The sequence below is a fragment of the Burkholderia sp. LMG 13014 genome, from assembly GCF_905232215.1.
GTDB lineage: Bacteria > Pseudomonadota > Gammaproteobacteria > Burkholderiales > Burkholderiaceae > Burkholderia.
This window is the reverse complement of record NZ_CAJNKE010000009.1, coordinates 1-15,890: the sequence shown is the minus strand read 5'-3', so window position 1 is coordinate 15,890 and position 15,890 is coordinate 1. Positions and strand designations below refer to the sequence as shown.

14 protein-coding genes are annotated in these 15,890 nt (G+C 67.4%); 9 read left to right on the top strand and 5 right to left on the bottom strand.

The window, feature by feature from the left end; genetic code table 11:
* Positions 1 to 119: 119 nt before the first annotated feature.
* Together JYJ84_RS02660 and JYJ84_RS02655 are read left to right on the top strand one after the other, a co-directional pair.
* On the top strand, positions 120 to 770 hold the full coding sequence (locus tag JYJ84_RS02660; protein WP_122950492.1) for a LysE family translocator: 651 nt from the start codon (positions 120 to 122) through the stop codon (positions 768 to 770).
* Positions 771 to 828: 58 nt separating this feature from the next.
* A complete protein-coding gene (locus JYJ84_RS02655) occupies positions 829 to 1,203 on the top strand; it encodes a gamma-glutamylcyclotransferase family protein (RefSeq protein WP_122950493.1) in 375 nt (124 codons plus the stop codon).
* Positions 1,204 to 1,248: 45 nt separating this feature from the next.
* Here the strand turns inward: JYJ84_RS02655 and JYJ84_RS02650 are convergent, their stop codons facing one another.
* On the bottom strand, positions 1,249 to 1,956 hold the full coding sequence (locus tag JYJ84_RS02650) for a DUF3142 domain-containing protein (protein ID WP_374102082.1): 708 nt from the start codon (positions 1,954 to 1,956) through the stop codon (positions 1,249 to 1,251).
* Between the two features lie 16 nt (positions 1,957 to 1,972).
* Positions 1,973 to 4,147 (bottom strand): hypothetical protein, encoded by a 2,175-nt coding sequence (locus tag JYJ84_RS02645; protein WP_175220695.1) that lies wholly within the window; start codon positions 4,145 to 4,147, stop codon positions 1,973 to 1,975.
* Between the two features lie 456 nt (positions 4,148 to 4,603).
* Between JYJ84_RS02645 and JYJ84_RS02640 the strand changes: the two genes are divergently transcribed.
* From JYJ84_RS02640 to JYJ84_RS02630, 3 genes are all read left to right on the top strand, one after another.
* The gene (locus tag JYJ84_RS02640; protein ID WP_175220693.1) at positions 4,604 to 6,109 is read left to right on the top strand and encodes a hypothetical protein; all 1,506 of its coding nucleotides are present in this window, start codon (positions 4,604 to 4,606) and stop codon (positions 6,107 to 6,109) included.
* 32 nt (positions 6,110 to 6,141) lie between these two features.
* Positions 6,142 to 6,474, top strand: a complete 333-nt coding sequence (locus JYJ84_RS02635) for a hypothetical protein (protein WP_236027308.1) — start codon at positions 6,142 to 6,144, stop codon at positions 6,472 to 6,474.
* Positions 6,475 to 6,622: 148 nt separating this feature from the next.
* A complete protein-coding gene (locus JYJ84_RS02630) occupies positions 6,623 to 7,675 on the top strand; it encodes a helix-turn-helix domain-containing protein (protein ID WP_175220691.1) in 1,053 nt (350 codons plus the stop codon).
* A 45-nt stretch (positions 7,676 to 7,720) separates the two neighbouring features.
* On the opposite strand, the gene JYJ84_RS02625 is transcribed toward JYJ84_RS02630, so the two are convergent.
* Together JYJ84_RS02625 and JYJ84_RS02620 are read right to left on the bottom strand one after the other, a co-directional pair.
* On the bottom strand, positions 7,721 to 9,133 hold the full coding sequence (locus JYJ84_RS02625; protein WP_175220688.1) for a 3-deoxy-D-arabino-heptulosonate 7-phosphate synthase: 1,413 nt from the start codon (positions 9,131 to 9,133) through the stop codon (positions 7,721 to 7,723).
* Positions 9,134 to 9,283: 150 nt separating this feature from the next.
* The gene (locus tag JYJ84_RS02620; protein ID WP_175220687.1) at positions 9,284 to 10,222 is read right to left on the bottom strand and encodes a LysR family transcriptional regulator; all 939 of its coding nucleotides are present in this window, start codon (positions 10,220 to 10,222) and stop codon (positions 9,284 to 9,286) included.
* Positions 10,223 to 10,426: 204 nt separating this feature from the next.
* On the opposite strand from JYJ84_RS02620, the gene JYJ84_RS02615 reads away from it, so the two are divergent.
* From JYJ84_RS02615 to JYJ84_RS02605, 3 genes are all read left to right on the top strand, one after another.
* Positions 10,427 to 11,752, top strand: a complete 1,326-nt coding sequence (locus JYJ84_RS02615) for a cation:dicarboxylate symporter family transporter (protein WP_175220685.1) — start codon at positions 10,427 to 10,429, stop codon at positions 11,750 to 11,752.
* A gap of 55 nt (positions 11,753 to 11,807) precedes the next feature.
* Entirely contained in the window at positions 11,808 to 13,082 is a 1,275-nt protein-coding gene (locus JYJ84_RS02610; protein ID WP_175220683.1) for an aminotransferase class V-fold PLP-dependent enzyme, read from the top strand.
* Positions 13,083 to 13,268: 186 nt separating this feature from the next.
* A complete protein-coding gene (locus JYJ84_RS02605) occupies positions 13,269 to 14,174 on the top strand; it encodes a DMT family transporter (RefSeq protein WP_175220681.1) in 906 nt (301 codons plus the stop codon).
* A 91-nt stretch (positions 14,175 to 14,265) separates the two neighbouring features.
* On the opposite strand, the gene JYJ84_RS02600 is transcribed toward JYJ84_RS02605, so the two are convergent.
* Positions 14,266 to 15,027 (bottom strand): 2-keto-4-pentenoate hydratase, encoded by a 762-nt coding sequence (locus JYJ84_RS02600; RefSeq protein WP_122950500.1) that lies wholly within the window; start codon positions 15,025 to 15,027, stop codon positions 14,266 to 14,268.
* 350 nt (positions 15,028 to 15,377) lie between these two features.
* Here JYJ84_RS02600 and JYJ84_RS02595 point away from each other — a divergent pair.
* Positions 15,378 to 15,890: ABC transporter substrate-binding protein (locus tag JYJ84_RS02595; protein ID WP_205189113.1), on the top strand; the 513-nt coding region annotated here is incomplete at its 3' end.

Sequence of the window (15,890 nt, the reverse complement as noted above, 5' to 3'; positions counted from 1 at the left end):
GTTTTTCAGCAGCCGGCCGGGCACGCAATACTTCACAAAACCGTGCAATCCGCCGCGCTGAATCCCGATGATGCCACCGTGGCGGGCGCGCGCGTCAATCCATCCAGCAACTTTTTGTCATGACACTCCATTACCCGCTGCTGTTCGCCTATCTCGCCGCGATCGTGCTGCTCATCGCGACACCCGGCCCCGTCGTCATGCTCGTGGTCGGCACCGTCGCGCGGCGCGGCTTTCGCCAGGGCATGCTGACCGCGGTGGGCGCGAATGCCGCGAGCCTCGTGATGATCGCGGGGGCGATGCTGATGGTGTTCGGCGTCGTGCTCGTCAGCGATCGCCTGCTCACGGGGCTGCACGTGGCCGGTTGCATCTTCATCGCGGTGCTGGCCATCCGGACGCTGCTCGGCGAATGGCGCGCCAGCCGGATGCGCGACGGCAACGACTCGCGGGAAGGCAACCCGGCATCGCAGGCGCGGCGCTTGCCGGGCGTCGTGCGCGGCTTTCTCGTCGGCATCGCGAATCCGAAGGACCTGCTGTTCTTCGTCGCCTTCTTTCCGCAGTTCGTCGGCATCACGCCGGATTCGCGCGTGAGCCTGGCCATCCTGGCCGCGCTGTGGATCGCGGTCGATTTCACGATCCTGACCAGCTACATGGCCGCGATCAACCATCCGCTGATTCATCGCAAGCAGCGCTGGATCACGGCCTCGTCGGCGGGCGCGCTGCTCGTGATTGCGCTTGCCGGGCTCGGCAGTGCGATCGCGGGTGCCGCGTAAGCCTGTCGGCGATCTGCGTTACGCTTCGTTTGCCCTGACCTTTTTATCGAGTTCAATCATGTCCAGCACCACGCCCACTTTCTCCGAGCACCTCTTTTCCTATGGCACGCTGCAACTCGAACCGGTGCAGCTCGCGACCTTCGGCCGCAAGCTCGACGGCCGTGAGGATGCGATGCCCGGTTACGCGATGACGATGCTGAAGATCGACGATCCGGAAGTGGTCGCGACGAGCGGGAAGACGCATCATCCGGTGGTGGCCTACACCGGCCAGGCGGGCGATCGCGTAACGGGCACCGTGTTTGCGATCACGCAGGAAGAACTGCAGCACGCGGACGACTACGAAGTCGACGCGTATCGCCGCGATCGCGTGGTGCTCGAGTCGGGTGTCGCCGCGTGGGTGTACGTGGACGCGACTTCGCCGCGACCGGAATGAATCCGGCGCGCGGAACGGCGCGCCGCCGCTCCGCGCCTTTGCCCGCTAGCCGTTGCGCAGGAACACGACGTAGCCGCGGAACCACGGGTTCGTCGCGAGGTACGGCGGCGCGTCCCATTCGCCGCCCTGGATGATGCCGATGCGAAACGGCAACTGCAGCCGCGCGACGCGCGGCAGGTAGTCCGCATAGTCGGGGATCGTGCGGCGGCCCTGGTAGGTCTGCACGACCACTTCGTCGACGATCCCCCTGAGCTGGTTGACCTGGTCGGTATCGATGCGGCTGCTCCAGTCGAGCAGCCCGGTGATGCTCAGCCGGCAATCGGCGGGCAGCGTCTCGCGCAGCGACCGCAGGAACTCGAGGTAATCCTGCAGGTGGCGCGTGCGCGCATCGAAGTCGATCTGGATGCCGGTGATCGTGCGGCCCGACGCGCGCCAGCGCGTGAGCTGCGCGAGCATGATCTGCGTGACGCGTGGTGTCCAGCGCAGCGTATGCGCACGATAGACGAGCCACACGCGCGCCTGCGGCGCGGGCGGCAGCGCGACGCCCTGCGCGATCACGCGGACCTGCGATTCGTCCTGCGGTGATGCCTCGATCTGCCCTTGCAGCACGTAGACGGCGCGTGCGTCGCGCACGACCGCCTGCGGCTTTACGCCCGCCCACAGCCAGAACGCGTCGTACCGCGCGGCATCGACGGTGCCGGCCAGGGCGACGCGTCCGGCCAGCAGCAGCGCGATACACGCCAGGCACGCGATACGCTTCACGCGGCGCTTACCAGTAGTAGCGGAGCTTCTGCGCCCACGGGGTGCCCGCGTAGCTGGCCTTCAGCGTATCGAACCAGCGCTTGCGCACGTTCTTCGGCACGTCCTTGCCGCCGCATTCGTTGGAGCCGCCCGGCGCATAGCACTTGATCGCACGGTAGTACGCGTACGCGCGGTCGTTCGGGTTCGCCTGTGCATCGGCCATCACCGTCACGTAGCTCGACATCCGCTCGTACGGCTTGCCGGCGAACTGCGACGGCCCGGCGCCGAGCGTCGGCGGGATGCGCGTGGCGGCCGTCGTCGATGCGTTGCGTACCCACATCGGCACCGGATCGTATTCGAGGCCGGGCACGGGCGGGTGCAGGCGCACGAAATCGGCGAGGCAGTTCAGCCCTTTCGCATCGGCAGGATTCTGTTGGAGCGCCGTGGCGATGTCGTGCGCGGACGGGCACGTATAACCTTCTTCGTTTTTGGCGCCGGCTGCGATGAACGGCTTCAACGGGTCGGCAGGCTTGCCGGACACCAGCGCGGCATCCGCAATGAACTCGGCGTAATGCGAGCGCGTGAGCTCCTTGTACAGCAGCGTGTACAGTGCGGTGTCGCGCAGCGCGCCGCCGGTCGCCTGGTTTTGCGCCTGCGCGCGCAGCAGGTCCGCATTGGCCGAACGTTGCAGCAGCACCGCACGGATCGCAGCGTTCTGCACCGGCGAATCGTCGGCGAACGCGTCGTTGACGAGCCCGGCCTGCTCCAGGTTGATCGCGAGCGCGAGTTCCAGCGCCTCGCGCTGGAAGCGGAATTTCGCGAGCGGGATCAGGTCGCGCCACAGCTGGCGCGCCTTGTCGGTCTGGCCGCTGTCCTCCAGCGCGAACCCGCGCAGCGCCTGCTGGCTCATGCCGAAGTAGTCGAGCGGCTCGGCGGGCGTCTGCGGCAGCAACGCGAGCGCGGCGTCCGGCTTGTGCCCGATCTGGACATACCAGGTCGCGAGCAGGTAGTCGTAGAGTGCGGGTGCGTTCGCGAAGCGCGGCTTCTGCGCCTGCAGGTCGTCCAGCGTCAGCGGCTTGTCGCGGCTCGAATCGCTGCTGTCCGACGTGCGCATGCGCAGCAGGTCGACGGTCGCGAGCACGGTCGGCGACTGGATCTGGCTCGCGTCGAAGTCCGACCCGAACAGCAGCTTGCTGTCGAGTTCGTTCGCCAGCTGGATCAGCGGCACGTTCGACGTCGCCGGCGACCAGCGCGCGAGCGCGTGGCCGTACAGGTCGGCCTGCTGCGTGACGTTCCCGCCGAGCCATGCGACACGCCGCAGCAGCCCCGTCGCGGAGGTCGCATAGCGTCCCTGCGGATACACCTTCAGGTAGGTGCGAAACACCGTATTGGCCGCGTCGAGCGACACCTTCGTCACGCGGCCGCGCGACGGCGTGGGGTTGTCGTTGTCGAACACATTGGCCTGCGCGGCGTTCAGCTGCGCGCGCCCGGCCATATAGAGGCCAGTTTCCTTCAGCCACGGGTTCGCGCTGTGCGAAGCGCTCGCGAACGCCCGGGTCGCGGTGAGGAAGTCGGCGCGGTAGAACGCGTTCGTGCCGTCGAGGTACGCGGCGAACTGCTGGCCGAGCGGCGACTTGACCGGCGGTTTCGTCCAGGCGGCGGTGCTCGCGCCGCCCGCGGCGCAGGTCTTCTGCGCGATGTCGGCGCGCGCCGCGCGCAGGCGCGCGGCTTCGTCGGCGGGGAGGCCGCCGGCACCGCCCAGTGCGTCGTTGAATGCGTCGGCGCCCGAGCTCATGCTGCGGCAGATGCTGCCTTCGCCGTCGGCGTACTGGTTCGACGGTGCTTCGCTATCCGCTGCGTTGCCGGTCTTGTCGGGCTCCTTCTGCCCGATGTAGATCCACCCGGAAAAGTCCATCGGGAACGGCACGATGATCTGGTTGATCCGGTCTTTCACCGGGATCGTCTTCGGGTCCGGAAACGCCTGCGCGACCTTGGCGCTGTCGACCATCATCAGCATCGCGTTGATGCGCGTGTCGTTCGCGGGGCTCAGCATCGGCAGGTTGCCGCACGAGTAGGTGGTTTGCCGGAGCGTGGCGGGCGCATAGCAGCCGTCGTCGCCGCTGGCATGGGCAGCCGGAATCCAGAGCAGGCTGGCCGCCAGCGCGGCGAACAGGTTTCGGTGCAGCGATGGAGTGTTGGGCATTTTTTTCTTGTGCCGGGTGTAGGGCCGCAGCGGCCGGGTCTCTCAGGTGAGGCGTGTCGCCCCGGCGCGTATCGTACCGCACCGGCCGCTTTGGCCGCGAGCGCGCGCTGGCCGGCCAGTAGCCGCGTCGAATGCGGGCCGGTGAAATGGAAGTCCACTCAGTGTAGACGCAACGCCACCTTGAATCCGGACGGCCTGAATTAAGATGCAGCCGGCAGTGACGGACATCCGGCGATAGACGACCTGTCGTCGTCGTCGCTGCCCGACGGGGGCGGTCTGCCGAAAGCGGTGTTCGCATCGATCCGAACGACGGAGTCGATCATGACCGAAGGCGAACGGATGCCGGTTTCCATGCCTGTTCAATAGTATTGCTTATCAATATGCCGATCGATGCGGTGCATCGTGCGGCGAACGGCAGACGAGAGTGAGCCGGAACACGAAAAGAAGAGGATTCCGATGAAACCCATTACATGGATGGTCATGGCAGCCGCGCTCGCGCTGTCTGCATGCGGCGGCGACGACGTTGCCACGAACGGCGGCGCGTCGTTGTCGTCGCCGAACAATCCCGGTTCACCTTCCGGTCCGACCTCGCCCGGTGGCGGTTCCAATGGCGGACCGACGGGCGGCGGGACCACGCAGCCGCAGGCCGGCTGGTCGAAGGCCGCCGCGGTGGACGGCAAGGGGCCGGAAGGCCAGCCCAGCGTGACCATCGACGCGAGCGGCAACGCGCTCGCCACCTGGATGACCAATGGCCCGGCCGGCACGAACGGCAACGAAATGTGGGGCGCGCGCCATGTGGCGGGCTCGGGCTGGGGAAGCGCGACGCGGCTCGACACGAGCGACGGTTCGCATGCGATGAACGCGCTGACCGGGGTGCAGCCGCGACTGGTCGGCAACGCGAGCGGGCAGGCGGTCGCGTTCTGGACCGAATGGACGCCGGGCCCCAACACGTACGCGCTGTGGGCGCGCCCGTACAGCCCGGGTAGCGGATGGGGCACGCCCGTCACCGTGGCGCCGGACATGGCCGGTTCGTCCTATTCGGCCGGCATGGACAGCCAGGGCAACGCGCTCGTCACCTGGACGCAGTCGATCAGCCTGCTCGATACGCGCATCGCGTGGACGCGCTATACGCAGGCCGGACAGTGGTCGCCGACGGCGCTGGTCCAGATGCCGGTGCAGAGCGGGCCGGGCGCGGTGACCGGCGATACCGACAACGTGAGGCCGATGCTGTCGGTCCTGTCGTCCGGCCGCGCGGTGCTTGCGTGGCGGCAGACCAACCATACGAAGTCGGCGCTGTGGACGGCCACGTACGACGCGACCAACGGCTGGACCAACGCCAACCAGGTCGTATCGAACTCGAGCCTGTTCACGACGATCATCTCGCCGGTCGCTGGCATGGATGCGAAGGGCAACATCACGCTGGTCTGGGGGCAGCTCGACGTGACGGGCGGGAAGCTCTACAACGCCACGATGTCGCAGCGCTATGTATCCGGAACCGGATGGCAGCCCGCGCAGCCCGTCGCCCCGGCGATCGTGGTGCCCACGGGCTTCATCGCGACGCCGATGCTGACCGTCAACGAAAACGGCGTGGCCGCCGCGATGTGGGCGGAAGGCGGCGCGGTCCTGCAGGCGAGCGTGTCGGATGCCAGCGGAAACTGGGGGCCGCTGCAGAAGCTGACGGAACACCTGAACGGGGCGGCGCTCCAGTACCCGCCGCTGGTGGTCGACTCGACGGGCAACGTGACGGTTGCATGGGAGGACACGGGCACGCCGAACGCGTCGGTCCTCCTCGTGGCCGGCTACCGGAACGGTGCGTGGAGCACGTCGACGCTGGATCCGCAGGATGGGTCGTGGCCGGCGCTGGCGGTCAACGCGACGGGGGCGATGGCGCTCGTCTGGCAGGGGTTTGCCGCGAACATCGGCAGCCAGATCCAGTCCAGTTTTTATACGCCGGGCCCGTAATCGTGTCGCGTCGGGCATTCGAAGGAGAAGCCGTGAAGAAAGTCTTGCAGCGCACCGTCACCTTGCGGACCGCGCTGGGCGCGGCCGCCGCCGGCCTCGTGTTGTCCGCGTGCGGTTCGACGCAGATGAACATGATCGACGTGCAGGCGTCGACCGTGAAGACGCTCGGGCTGGCGTCGTCGGACGAGATCACGGTCGCCAACGTGCAGTACGGGAAGAAGGACGGCCTGGACGGCCAGAAGGTGAGTTACGACGCGACGACCGGCAAGGGGCGGCGTTTCGGCTGTACGGTGTTCATGATTCCGGGGCTCACGCCGATCGATCGGCCGACGTACAACAACTGGGAATGCCATCCGCAACGCTGATGGTCGCGAGATCGACGGCGCCCGTCGCGGGGCGCCGGTCGGCCGCTTTGGTGGACGATATGCCGCGCCGGCCTTGCGCCGGCGCAATTTGGTCCGATAATCGACGAACCGATCTATCCTCTCGTGTCGGCTCGATAAAAAAACTGTCATGGATCAAGCGGCATTCGTCCCTGTTTTCAAGTTTCGCACGATCGACTACCCCGAGCAGGACCGGTTCCATGTCTGGGTCAAAGACATGCTGTGCGACTACCGTCTCGATGACGACGGTGGCCATGGTGCGTTCGACGCGGAAGCGAGTGGCGCGGCGCTCGGCCCGCTGATCCTGTCGGGCCGGCACTGGCGCTCGCGCGCGCCGGCCTATCGGGTCAACCGGACCACACGGCGGATCCGGCTCGACGGCCAGGATTCGATCCGTTTCACGCTGCTGCTCGGCGGGCGGCTGGCCAGCCACACCGGCGGGCCAGAACTGATCAAGGGCGCCGGCGACCTGTTCGTCTACGACGTCGCGCAGGTCAACGACTGCAGGGTCGAGGCCGGCGACGTGATCAGTCTCGTCGTGCCGAGGTACCTGCTGCCGAGCCATGCGGCGCAGGCGCACGGCCAGACGCTGACGAGCGGCGTGGGACGGCTGCTCGGCGACCACATGCTGTCGCTGTTCCGCAACCTGCCGAATCTGCGCACGCACGAGATCCCGAGCATCGTGCAATCGATGCTGATGCTGCTGGCCGCGGCCGTTTCACCGACCGCGCAGGCGTTGCACGACGCACGTGGCCCGATCGACGGGGCGCTGGCCGAGCGGGTGCGGCGCTACATCGACGTGCATCTGCTGGAGCCCGATCTCGATCCCCGCCGGATCTGCCGCGACATCGGCGTGTCGAGAGCGCGGCTCTATCAACTGTTCAAGGAAGACGGCGGCGTGATGAGGCAGATCACGCGGCGGCGGCTGCGCCACGCATACCACGTGCTGGGCGACCCGCAGCGCCGGCATCAGCGCATCGCGGAGATCGCGTGGGCGCACGGCTTTCCCGACGAGAAGTATTTCCACCGGCTGTTCAAGGCGGAGTTCGGTCATACGCCGAAGGAAACCCTCGAATGCGCGACCGCGCCGGTTCTGCTGCCATGCGATGCGGCCGAGGATCGATGGGCGGATGGCGGCCGGTTGACAGGGTGGACGTTGCCGTTCGGCGTGCTCACCAACTGAGCGGGCGGTGCTTTCAGGCCACCGCACGGCGGCTCGTTTCGAGCGTCACGCGTATACGCTGCTCGCTACCCCGTCTTCATCGACATCGTCGATCGCGGCCCGCAAGTCGTCGATCGCCACCATCAGCTCGCGGACCTGCCGCAACGACGGGTACTGGTGCAGCACGGCATGCCATTGCGGCAGCGTCAGCAGCGCGTGCCAGACGACGCCGAGGCCGCCCGGGTCGGTATCCGGCCGCTGCGCGAGCGCACTCGCGTATTCGAGGCTGGCCTGCGCCGACAGCAACTGCATCCGGCTTGCGGCGCCCAGCAGGCGCGGCGTCGCATCGGCGGACGCATCGCAGCAATAGAGCACTTCCCGTGGCAGCGCTGCTTCGTCGATCGTCAGCGCCCGCAGCGACGCGCCGTGCACGCGCACCGTGCCCTGGTGCGTCTCGAACGAATAGATCGAATCCGGATCGGCCTGCGCGAGCAGGTTCAGGCCGCGCAGCAGCCGCGGCAGATCGGTCGTCGCGGCATCCGCGGACGCTTTCGCTTCGACGAGGAAGCGCACGTTCCACACGGGCGCCGGATCGTCGCCGCGCGTGCGTTCGAGCAGGATCGCATCCCATTCGGTTTTCGCGCGATCGTGCCGGCCCGGTATCGACGACGGCACGCGCATCGATGTCACCACCCGGTACGTGCGGCGTGCGTCGACGGCGTCGAGCCTGCGGGCCAGTGCATCGAGCGCCTGCGCGGCCAGCGCTTCGACGGCCGCGCCGCGCTGCTGCGACGCGACGCCCTGCGCGACGGCGACCGTGCTGCCTTCGAGCGGACCCTGGCGGACCCAGAGCGCACGGTAGCGACGGACGTGCTCGTCCGATGCCAGTGCGTCGACGCGCAGCATGCGTTCGAGCGCGGGGCTGTCTTTCAGCTTGACGATGTCCTGCTCGAATGCGGTGTCGGTCGCCATGTCGGGCAGCGCGAGCAGTTGCCGCAAGGTGTCGTGCAGGTCGGCCCACGACGTGGCGGTGGCGGCCGCATGCAGCCGCGCGAGCCCGTCGCGTTGCCACGGCCGGGCGCTGCGCTCGAGCTTGGCCGGGTGCGCGATCGCATTGACGGCCGAGTGCAGCGCGCGACGGTCCTGCTCGGCGTGCGCGGACAACGACGCGTATTCGCGCACGCTCGGCGCGTCGTGCCGCAGCACCGCGGCCTGGAAGGCGGGATCGCCGGAGTGCGTATCGATCGCATCGCGGATCATCTGTGCGAGCGCGTCGATGAAGCGCTGCCGCAGTGCCGCGTCGGGCGTCCGTCCGTCGCTTCGCATCCGGCGCGCTTCCTCGATCGCGATCGCGAGCGTGGCGGCCGGGTTCGCGGCGTCGGCCGGCGACAGCGCGCTGTCGAGCGGCGGCAGCCGGTAGCGGCGTGCGACGGTGCGCAGGGTTTCGTCGAGCAGGGCGGGAAGCGGTGTCAGCGACATGGTCGGTATCGGCGTGAATGCGGTGCGCGTGCGCGACGGAACGGGCCGATGCGCGCGGTGATGTGCAACGTTATCACGCCGGGGCTTGCGGGATGGGGCGAGCGGTTGACGGTGCCACGGGGTTCGGGACATCCGGATGCCGATCGTCGCCTACGACTTGCGTGTGCCCGGCGCCGGATGCTCGCCGGGATCCAGCAGGTTCGCGTTGAAGTTGCACGACTGCGCGGCGAGCCGTGCGATCTCGGCATTGAGCGAATGCGGCCGGTTGGCGCGGTGTAACGCGACGTAGCGAACGGGGGGCAGCGCGGGGCGCGTCTGCATGATGTCGAGCGCGCCGCACGCGATCATGCGCGACAGGCAGGCCGTCGGCAGGTAGGTGACACCCAGCCCCGACAGCGCGAGCCCGATCTGCGCGATCAGGCTGTTGCTGGCCAGCGTGCGCTGCATGCCGACCCCGTGCTCCTGGAGAAAGCGCGTGTACAGATGGCCGGTGCCCGACAGGCCGCCTTGCAGGATCAGCGGGAACTGCGCGATGTCCGCAAGCGGGATGGCCGTTTTCCGCTTCGGTGCGAATCCGGCCGCGCACATCCACGCGTTGTCGACCTCGCCGACAGGTGTCGACTCGAACGGCTCGGTGGCATGGATCTGCGGCACGACGATCAGGTCGATCGTATCGGCCGCCAGGCGCTCGCGCAGCGTCGCGTTCAGGTCCACTTCGGCTTCCACGTGCACTTTCGGATAGGCGACCTGAATGGCCGCGATCAGGCGCGGCAGCCACGTGAGCGCGGTGAGCTCCGTCACGCCGATCCGGATCTGCCGCACCAGCACTTCCTTCGAACTGATGCGCTCGACGATCTGGTCGCGGCGTTCGAGCAATTCCTTCGCATGGTCGAAGAGCTCGGCTCCCTTGTCGGTGAGCCTCGCGCTGCGATGCGCGCGGTCGAACACGGTCAGGTCGAACGCGCGCTCGAGTTCCTGGATGCGCTTCGATACCGCCGACTGCGTCGTATTCAGCCGGTTCGCCGCTGCTTCGAACGAGCCGAGCTGCACGATCCAGTACAACGCCTCCATCTGCTTGAAGGTCAGCATCGCGTCCGCCAATTCATGAATAAAAGCGATAGTTTGACATATAAAAAAATCGCTTTTTTCGCTTATTTAGGCTGCTTAAGGTGTCGATGTCGTGTCGCCCGGCGTGTCCTGCGCGGCCCGAACCGGCCGGAAATCCCGCGGCCGGCATGCGCGCCGCACGGTGCGCCACGATCAATCGCATGGCCCCCGGTTATGGAGACAGACATGGATACCGTCATTGAACACCCGCCTGCCGAGCCCGCCGCGCGCAAGCCGCGCGTCGGGCTGGCGTGGCAGATCGTCATCGGCCTCGTCGCGGGCATCGCGGCCGGACTCGTACTGAACCGCTTCCCGCAGCTGCGCGACGCGGCGGTGTCCGGGTTCCTGCAGCCGGCCGGCGACATCTTCATCAAGCTGATCCGGATGATCGTCGTGCCGATCGTGTTCACGAGCATGGTGATCGGCATCGCGGGCGTCGGCGACGGCAAGTCGCTCGGCCGTATCGGCTTGAAGACGCTGCTCTACTTCGAGGCAGTGACGACCGTCGCGATCGTGCTCGGTCTCGTGATCGGCAACGTGCTGCAGCCCGGTGTCGGCACCGACCTGTCGCAGCTCGGGCATGCGGACCTGTCGCACTACCAGCAGGCGGCGCAGCAGGCGCAGGCCCATCACGGGCTGATGGCGCTCGTGCTCGGCGTGATTCCCGACAACATCGTCGCGTCGATGGCGAAGGGCGACCTGCTGCCGGTGATCTTCTTTTCGCTGCTGTTCGGGCTCGGGCTGCAATCGGTGCCGGACGAATACCGGGCGCCGGTCCTCGCGACGCTGAAGGGGATTGCCGATGCGATGTTCAAGGTCACGAACATGGTCATGCACTACGCGCCGATCGGGGTGTGTGCATTGATCGCGGTGACGGTCGCGAGCTTCGGCTTCGGTTCGCTGTTGCCGCTGCTGAAGCTGGTCGCCGTGACCTACCTCGCGATCCTGCTGTTCGCGCTCGGCGTGCTCGGCGCCGTCGCGCGGATGTGCGGGTTCCGGATCTTCACGCTGCTGCGCGTGATCAAGGACGAGCTGATCATCGCGTTCTCGACCTGCAGCTCGGCGACCGTGCTGCCGCAGCTGATGAAGAAGATGGAGGACTACGGTGTGCCGAAGAGCATCACGACGTTCGTGGTGCCGACGGGTTACACGTTCAATCTCGACGGTGCGTCGATCTATCTCGGGATCGGCACGCTGTTCGTCGCGCAGCTGTACGGCGTGCATCTGGGCTGGCAGGAGCAGGTCGTGCTGACGCTGACGATGGTCGTCACGTCGAAAGGCGCGGCAGGCGTACCGGGTTTCATGTTCGTGATCCTGCTCGCCACGCTGGCGAGCGCGGGGCTGCCGCTCGAGGGGCTGGCCTTCATCGCCGGGGTCGACCGCGTGATGGACATGGGGCGTACCGCGCTGAACGTGATCGGCAATGCGCTTGCGCCGCTCGTCATCGCGAAGTGGGAAGGCCGGTACGACGCGGAAAAGGGCCGCGCGTATCTCGCGTCGCTCGACGCGTGACCCTGGCTGCACGACACCGACCGACAACTTCAAGAACCAAACAGGAGCATCGCAGATGAGCAGTATCCGTGGAGCCTTTTTTCCCGACGCGCTGATGCGCGAAATCCGGTCGCGCTTTCATCACCTCGACCGTGACATCGACGGGCGTGAACGCCTGTTTTTCGACAATGCCGGCGGGTCGTTCCGGCTGAAGGCGGCACTCGATGCGTATGCGCGTGTCGATGCGCTGCCCGACTGCCCGGAGCGCATTCACGAACGCGCGCTCGACCTGCAGGCGATCCAGGCGCGCGGCGAGGACGACGTTCGTACGATCTTCAACGCGCAGGGCGGCTCGATCTACGCATCGCTGACGGCATCCGGCGCGATCTTCGACATGGTGCGGGCGATCATGGAGAACGTGCCGGGCACGAACGCGGTCACGACCGTGCTCGAGCATCCGTCGTCCCATGACGCGATGACGTACTACGCGGAACGCACCGGCAAGACGTTGCGCATCGCGCCGAGCAATCCGCGAACCGGCGGCGTGGACGTCGACGCGATCGTGTCGCTCGTCGACGCGGATACGGCGCTGCTCAGCGTGATGGCTGCGTCGAACATTTCCGGTGCGAAACTCGATATCGAAGCGATCGTTGCACGGGCACGCGAGAAGAAGCCGGATCTGTTCATCGTCGTCGATGCCGTCCAGCATGCGCCGCACGGCGTGATCGACCTGCAGAAAACGCCGCTCGACGGCATCAATTTCGCCCCTTACAAGTTCTTCGGCTGCCGCGGCTCCGGGATCTCGTGGCTGTCGCCGCGCGCGGCGTCGCTGCCGCATCACCGGCTCGCGGCGAAAGCGTCGGGCGTGTGGGAACTCGGCAGCCCGGCGCCCGCGCAATTCGCGGTCGTCACGGCGATTGTCGATTACGTCACGTGGATCGGCGCGTACTTCAGCGACTCGGATGATCGGCGCACGCTGTTCGCCGAAGGCATGCACCGGATCGAACTGCACGAACGGGCATTGCTGGCGGCGCTGCTCGATGGTCACGGCGGCCGGCGGGGGCTCAGGGCGATGGAAGGGGTTCGCGTGTTCTGGGACCACGACGCGTTCGAGACTCGCGATTTGATCGTCGGCATCGGGTTCGAGAATCTCGACGCGACGCAGGCGGTACGCGAGTACGAGCGGCGCGGCGTGATTGTCTACGAGCGGGTCGCGTCGAGCCTGTATTCAGGGCGGATGCTGAAATCGTTCAATCTCGACGGCGCGGTGCGCGTGTCGCCGCTTCACTGCCAGACGGGTGAAGAGATCGAGCGGTTTCTTGCGGTCACGGAGGCGATGGCGGCGCGTTGATGCTGGATGCGGGGTGTGGGGTAGTGTCGTTGGCGTAGGCTGGTCGGGCGCCATCCATATTTCGCATCACACTGAAGCGTTTGCGTGTCGGCCAATCGCATCATTCGCTCACGCGATCCGCGCCCGACGAGTCGATCCCGACCCGTCACGGACCGCGAACGCGAACACCCCGACATGCAGCCAGCCATGCCCCGCCACCCGCCCGCCGTCGCGGATCTGCTCCTGCTCGTCACGCTCTCGACGTTGTGGGGCGCGTCCTACACGTTCATCCGGATCGGCGTCGAGACGATTCCGCCGCTGACGCTGATCGCCGCGCGGACCGTGATCGCAGGCTCGGTGCTGCTGCTGTGGACGCGCATCCGGCGCATTCCGATGCCGCGCGATCCCGCGGTCTGGCGGCGCTTCTTCGTGCAGGCGCTGCTGAACAGCGTCGTGCCGTTCACGCTGATCGCATGGGCCGAACGTTCAGTCGAAGCGGGGCTCGCGACGATCCTCAATTCCGCATCGCCCGTGCTCGCGTTCGTCGGCACCTGGCTGATCACGCGCCATGAACCGCTGACGCCGCGGAAGCTGTTCGGTGTCGTCGCGGGGCTCATCGGCATCTCGCTGGTGGTCGGCGTCAGCGCATTCGACGGACTCGGGCGGCAACTCGTGCCGCAACTGGCGATCGTCGCGGCGACCGTCTGCTACGCGGGCGCCGCGATCTACGGGCGGGGCTTCAGCGGACTGTCGCCCGCGGCGCCGGCTGCCGGCTCGCTCATCGTCGGGGCGGCCGTGCTGGTACCGGCCAGCATCGTCGTCGATCGCCCGTGGACGCTTCATCCGTCGGTGCCATCGCTGATCGCGCTGGCAGCGCTCGCGGTCTTCTCGACCGCACTCGCGTTCGTCATCTACTTCCGGCTCGTCCAGACGCTCGGGTCGGTCGGCACGACGGCGCAGGCCTATCTGCGCGTGCCGATCGGCGTCGGCATCAGCATGGCGCTGCTTGGGGAGTCGTTGTCGCCATCGGCGTGGCTGGGGCTCGGATGCGTCGTCGCGGGCGTGGCCGCCATGACGCTGCCGTCACGCCAGCGCGGGCAGCCACGTTCCTGATACCGGCCACGAAGCAGGCCGCGCATGGATCGCGGCCATCGCGCTGGGGCTAGCGGCCGGCCCGGTCAACCGTGCCCGCGTGCCGCGTGCATCACGCCGTCAACGTCACCGACAGGCTGCCGAGTTCGCCGAAGCGCACCGTCAGCGCATCGCCGAGCGGCACGTCGATCGCGCCCGCGTACGAACCGGTCGTCACGATCTGCCCGGCGCGCACGGCGTCGCCGCGCGAGGCGAGGAAATTGACGAGCCACGCCAGCGGCTTCAGCGGATCGCCGTCCGGATGACGGCCGTCGATCGCGCGGTTCAGCGCGCCTTCGAACGACAGCGCCAGCGTCTCGAGCGGCACGTTCAGCCCGTCGGGCACGACCGGACCGACGCACAGCCCCTGGTTGAATTGCCCGTCGGCCAGTAGTTCGAACTTCGACGCACGCGCGGGCTCCGCGTAGCGGCAGCCGAGCACTTCGAGCACGATGCGCACTTCGCGGATCGCGTCGCGCACGTCCTGTTCGTCATACGGCTGTTCGCGTGCTGGCAGGTCGCGATCGAGCACGAACGCGATTTCCGGTTCGATCCGCACGATCGGCCCGCCGACCACGCGGTAGGGCGCATCGGCCTCGCGGATCGTCGACGCGAAGATCGGCGCGAGGATTACGCGGTCGGGCGGCGGCAGCGCGCATTTCCAGCCGCCGACGGGTTCGCCGAGCAGGTCGGCCACGCGCTGCTGGATCGCGAGCGCGGTCTCGACGTTCTCGGGACGCAGCGCATCGGGCAGCAGCGGGCCGGGCGAGCCGGCATGGCGGGCGGCGACGAGATGCTGGGCGGCGCCGTCCACGCGTTCGGTAGTCGTTGTCATGTCGGTTGAGCGAGTTGAAAGTGGGCCGGCAAATAAGGGCCGGACGAAAGTCGCACATCCGATGATAGCGCCTTCGGCACGATGACCGCTTGATCCGGTTGCGCATGGGCGGCTCGGAACTGCCGCGACAGGCCCCCGGGATATCCCCTAGACGATCGGTTCGCCCCGGCGCTTGCAAGCCGGGCAGGTTGTGCGACACAATAGGGAAAGCGCTTTCCCAAATGAATCGGACGACGGGGAAACGCGGGATTCCTGTGCGACGGATCGCGGCCGCATCGCGTGCCGCATGCCCTGATCGCCGCACGCCACTGGCCGTGCCCACGATTCAACAACAAACATGGAGACAGCAGATGTTCAACAGACTTCGGGCGGCAACTTTCGCAGTCCTTTCAGTGCTGGCGGCGCAGGTGTGCGCCGCGCCGGTCACGCTCGACGTGACGGGCTGGAAGGGCGGCGGTGCCGAGCCCGCCAACATGGCGGCGCTGATCGCAAAGTTCGAGAAGGAAAACCCCGACATCAAGGTCAAGTTCGAATACATGTCGCGCAACGACACGACGACGGTCGTGTCGTCGCGGCTGCAGGGCGGCAACGGGCCCGACGTGCTGATGGTCGATCGCGAGCTGATGCGGCAGTGGCAGGGTGCGCATCAGCTGCTGGACCTGAGCGGCGAGAAGTGGGTGCCGACGATCTGGCGCGGCGTGCGTAACCACACGCAGATCGGCGGGAAGACCTACATGCTGCCGATGGAGCTGGTCGGCATCGGCCTGTTCGCGAACCTCGACCTGTTCAAGCGTGCGGGCATCGCGACGGTGCCCACCGACGTCGACCAGCTGAAGGCCGCGTGCGGGAAGCTCGCGGCGGCG

Excerpts from the sequence above, each read along its gene's own strand:
- JYJ84_RS02660 (WP_122950492.1), top strand. The coding sequence starts at position 120 with ATGACACTCCATTACCCGCTGCTGTTCGCCTATCTCGCCGCGATCGTG.
- JYJ84_RS02655 (WP_122950493.1), top strand. The coding sequence starts at position 829 with ATGTCCAGCACCACGCCCACTTTCTCCGAGCACCTCTTTTCCTATGGC.
- JYJ84_RS02645 (WP_175220695.1), bottom strand. The coding sequence starts at position 4,147 with ATGCCCAACACTCCATCGCTGCACCGAAACCTGTTCGCCGCGCTGGCG.
- JYJ84_RS02640 (WP_175220693.1), top strand. The coding sequence starts at position 4,604 with ATGAAACCCATTACATGGATGGTCATGGCAGCCGCGCTCGCGCTGTCT.
- JYJ84_RS02630 (WP_175220691.1), top strand. The coding sequence starts at position 6,623 with ATGGATCAAGCGGCATTCGTCCCTGTTTTCAAGTTTCGCACGATCGAC.
- JYJ84_RS02625 (WP_175220688.1), bottom strand. The coding sequence starts at position 9,133 with ATGTCGCTGACACCGCTTCCCGCCCTGCTCGACGAAACCCTGCGCACC.
- JYJ84_RS02620 (WP_175220687.1), bottom strand. The coding sequence starts at position 10,222 with ATGCTGACCTTCAAGCAGATGGAGGCGTTGTACTGGATCGTGCAGCTC.
- JYJ84_RS02615 (WP_175220685.1), top strand. The coding sequence starts at position 10,427 with ATGGATACCGTCATTGAACACCCGCCTGCCGAGCCCGCCGCGCGCAAG.
- JYJ84_RS02610 (WP_175220683.1), top strand. The coding sequence starts at position 11,808 with ATGAGCAGTATCCGTGGAGCCTTTTTTCCCGACGCGCTGATGCGCGAA.
- JYJ84_RS02605 (WP_175220681.1), top strand. The coding sequence starts at position 13,269 with ATGCCCCGCCACCCGCCCGCCGTCGCGGATCTGCTCCTGCTCGTCACG.
- JYJ84_RS02600 (WP_122950500.1), bottom strand. The coding sequence starts at position 15,027 with ATGACAACGACTACCGAACGCGTGGACGGCGCCGCCCAGCATCTCGTC.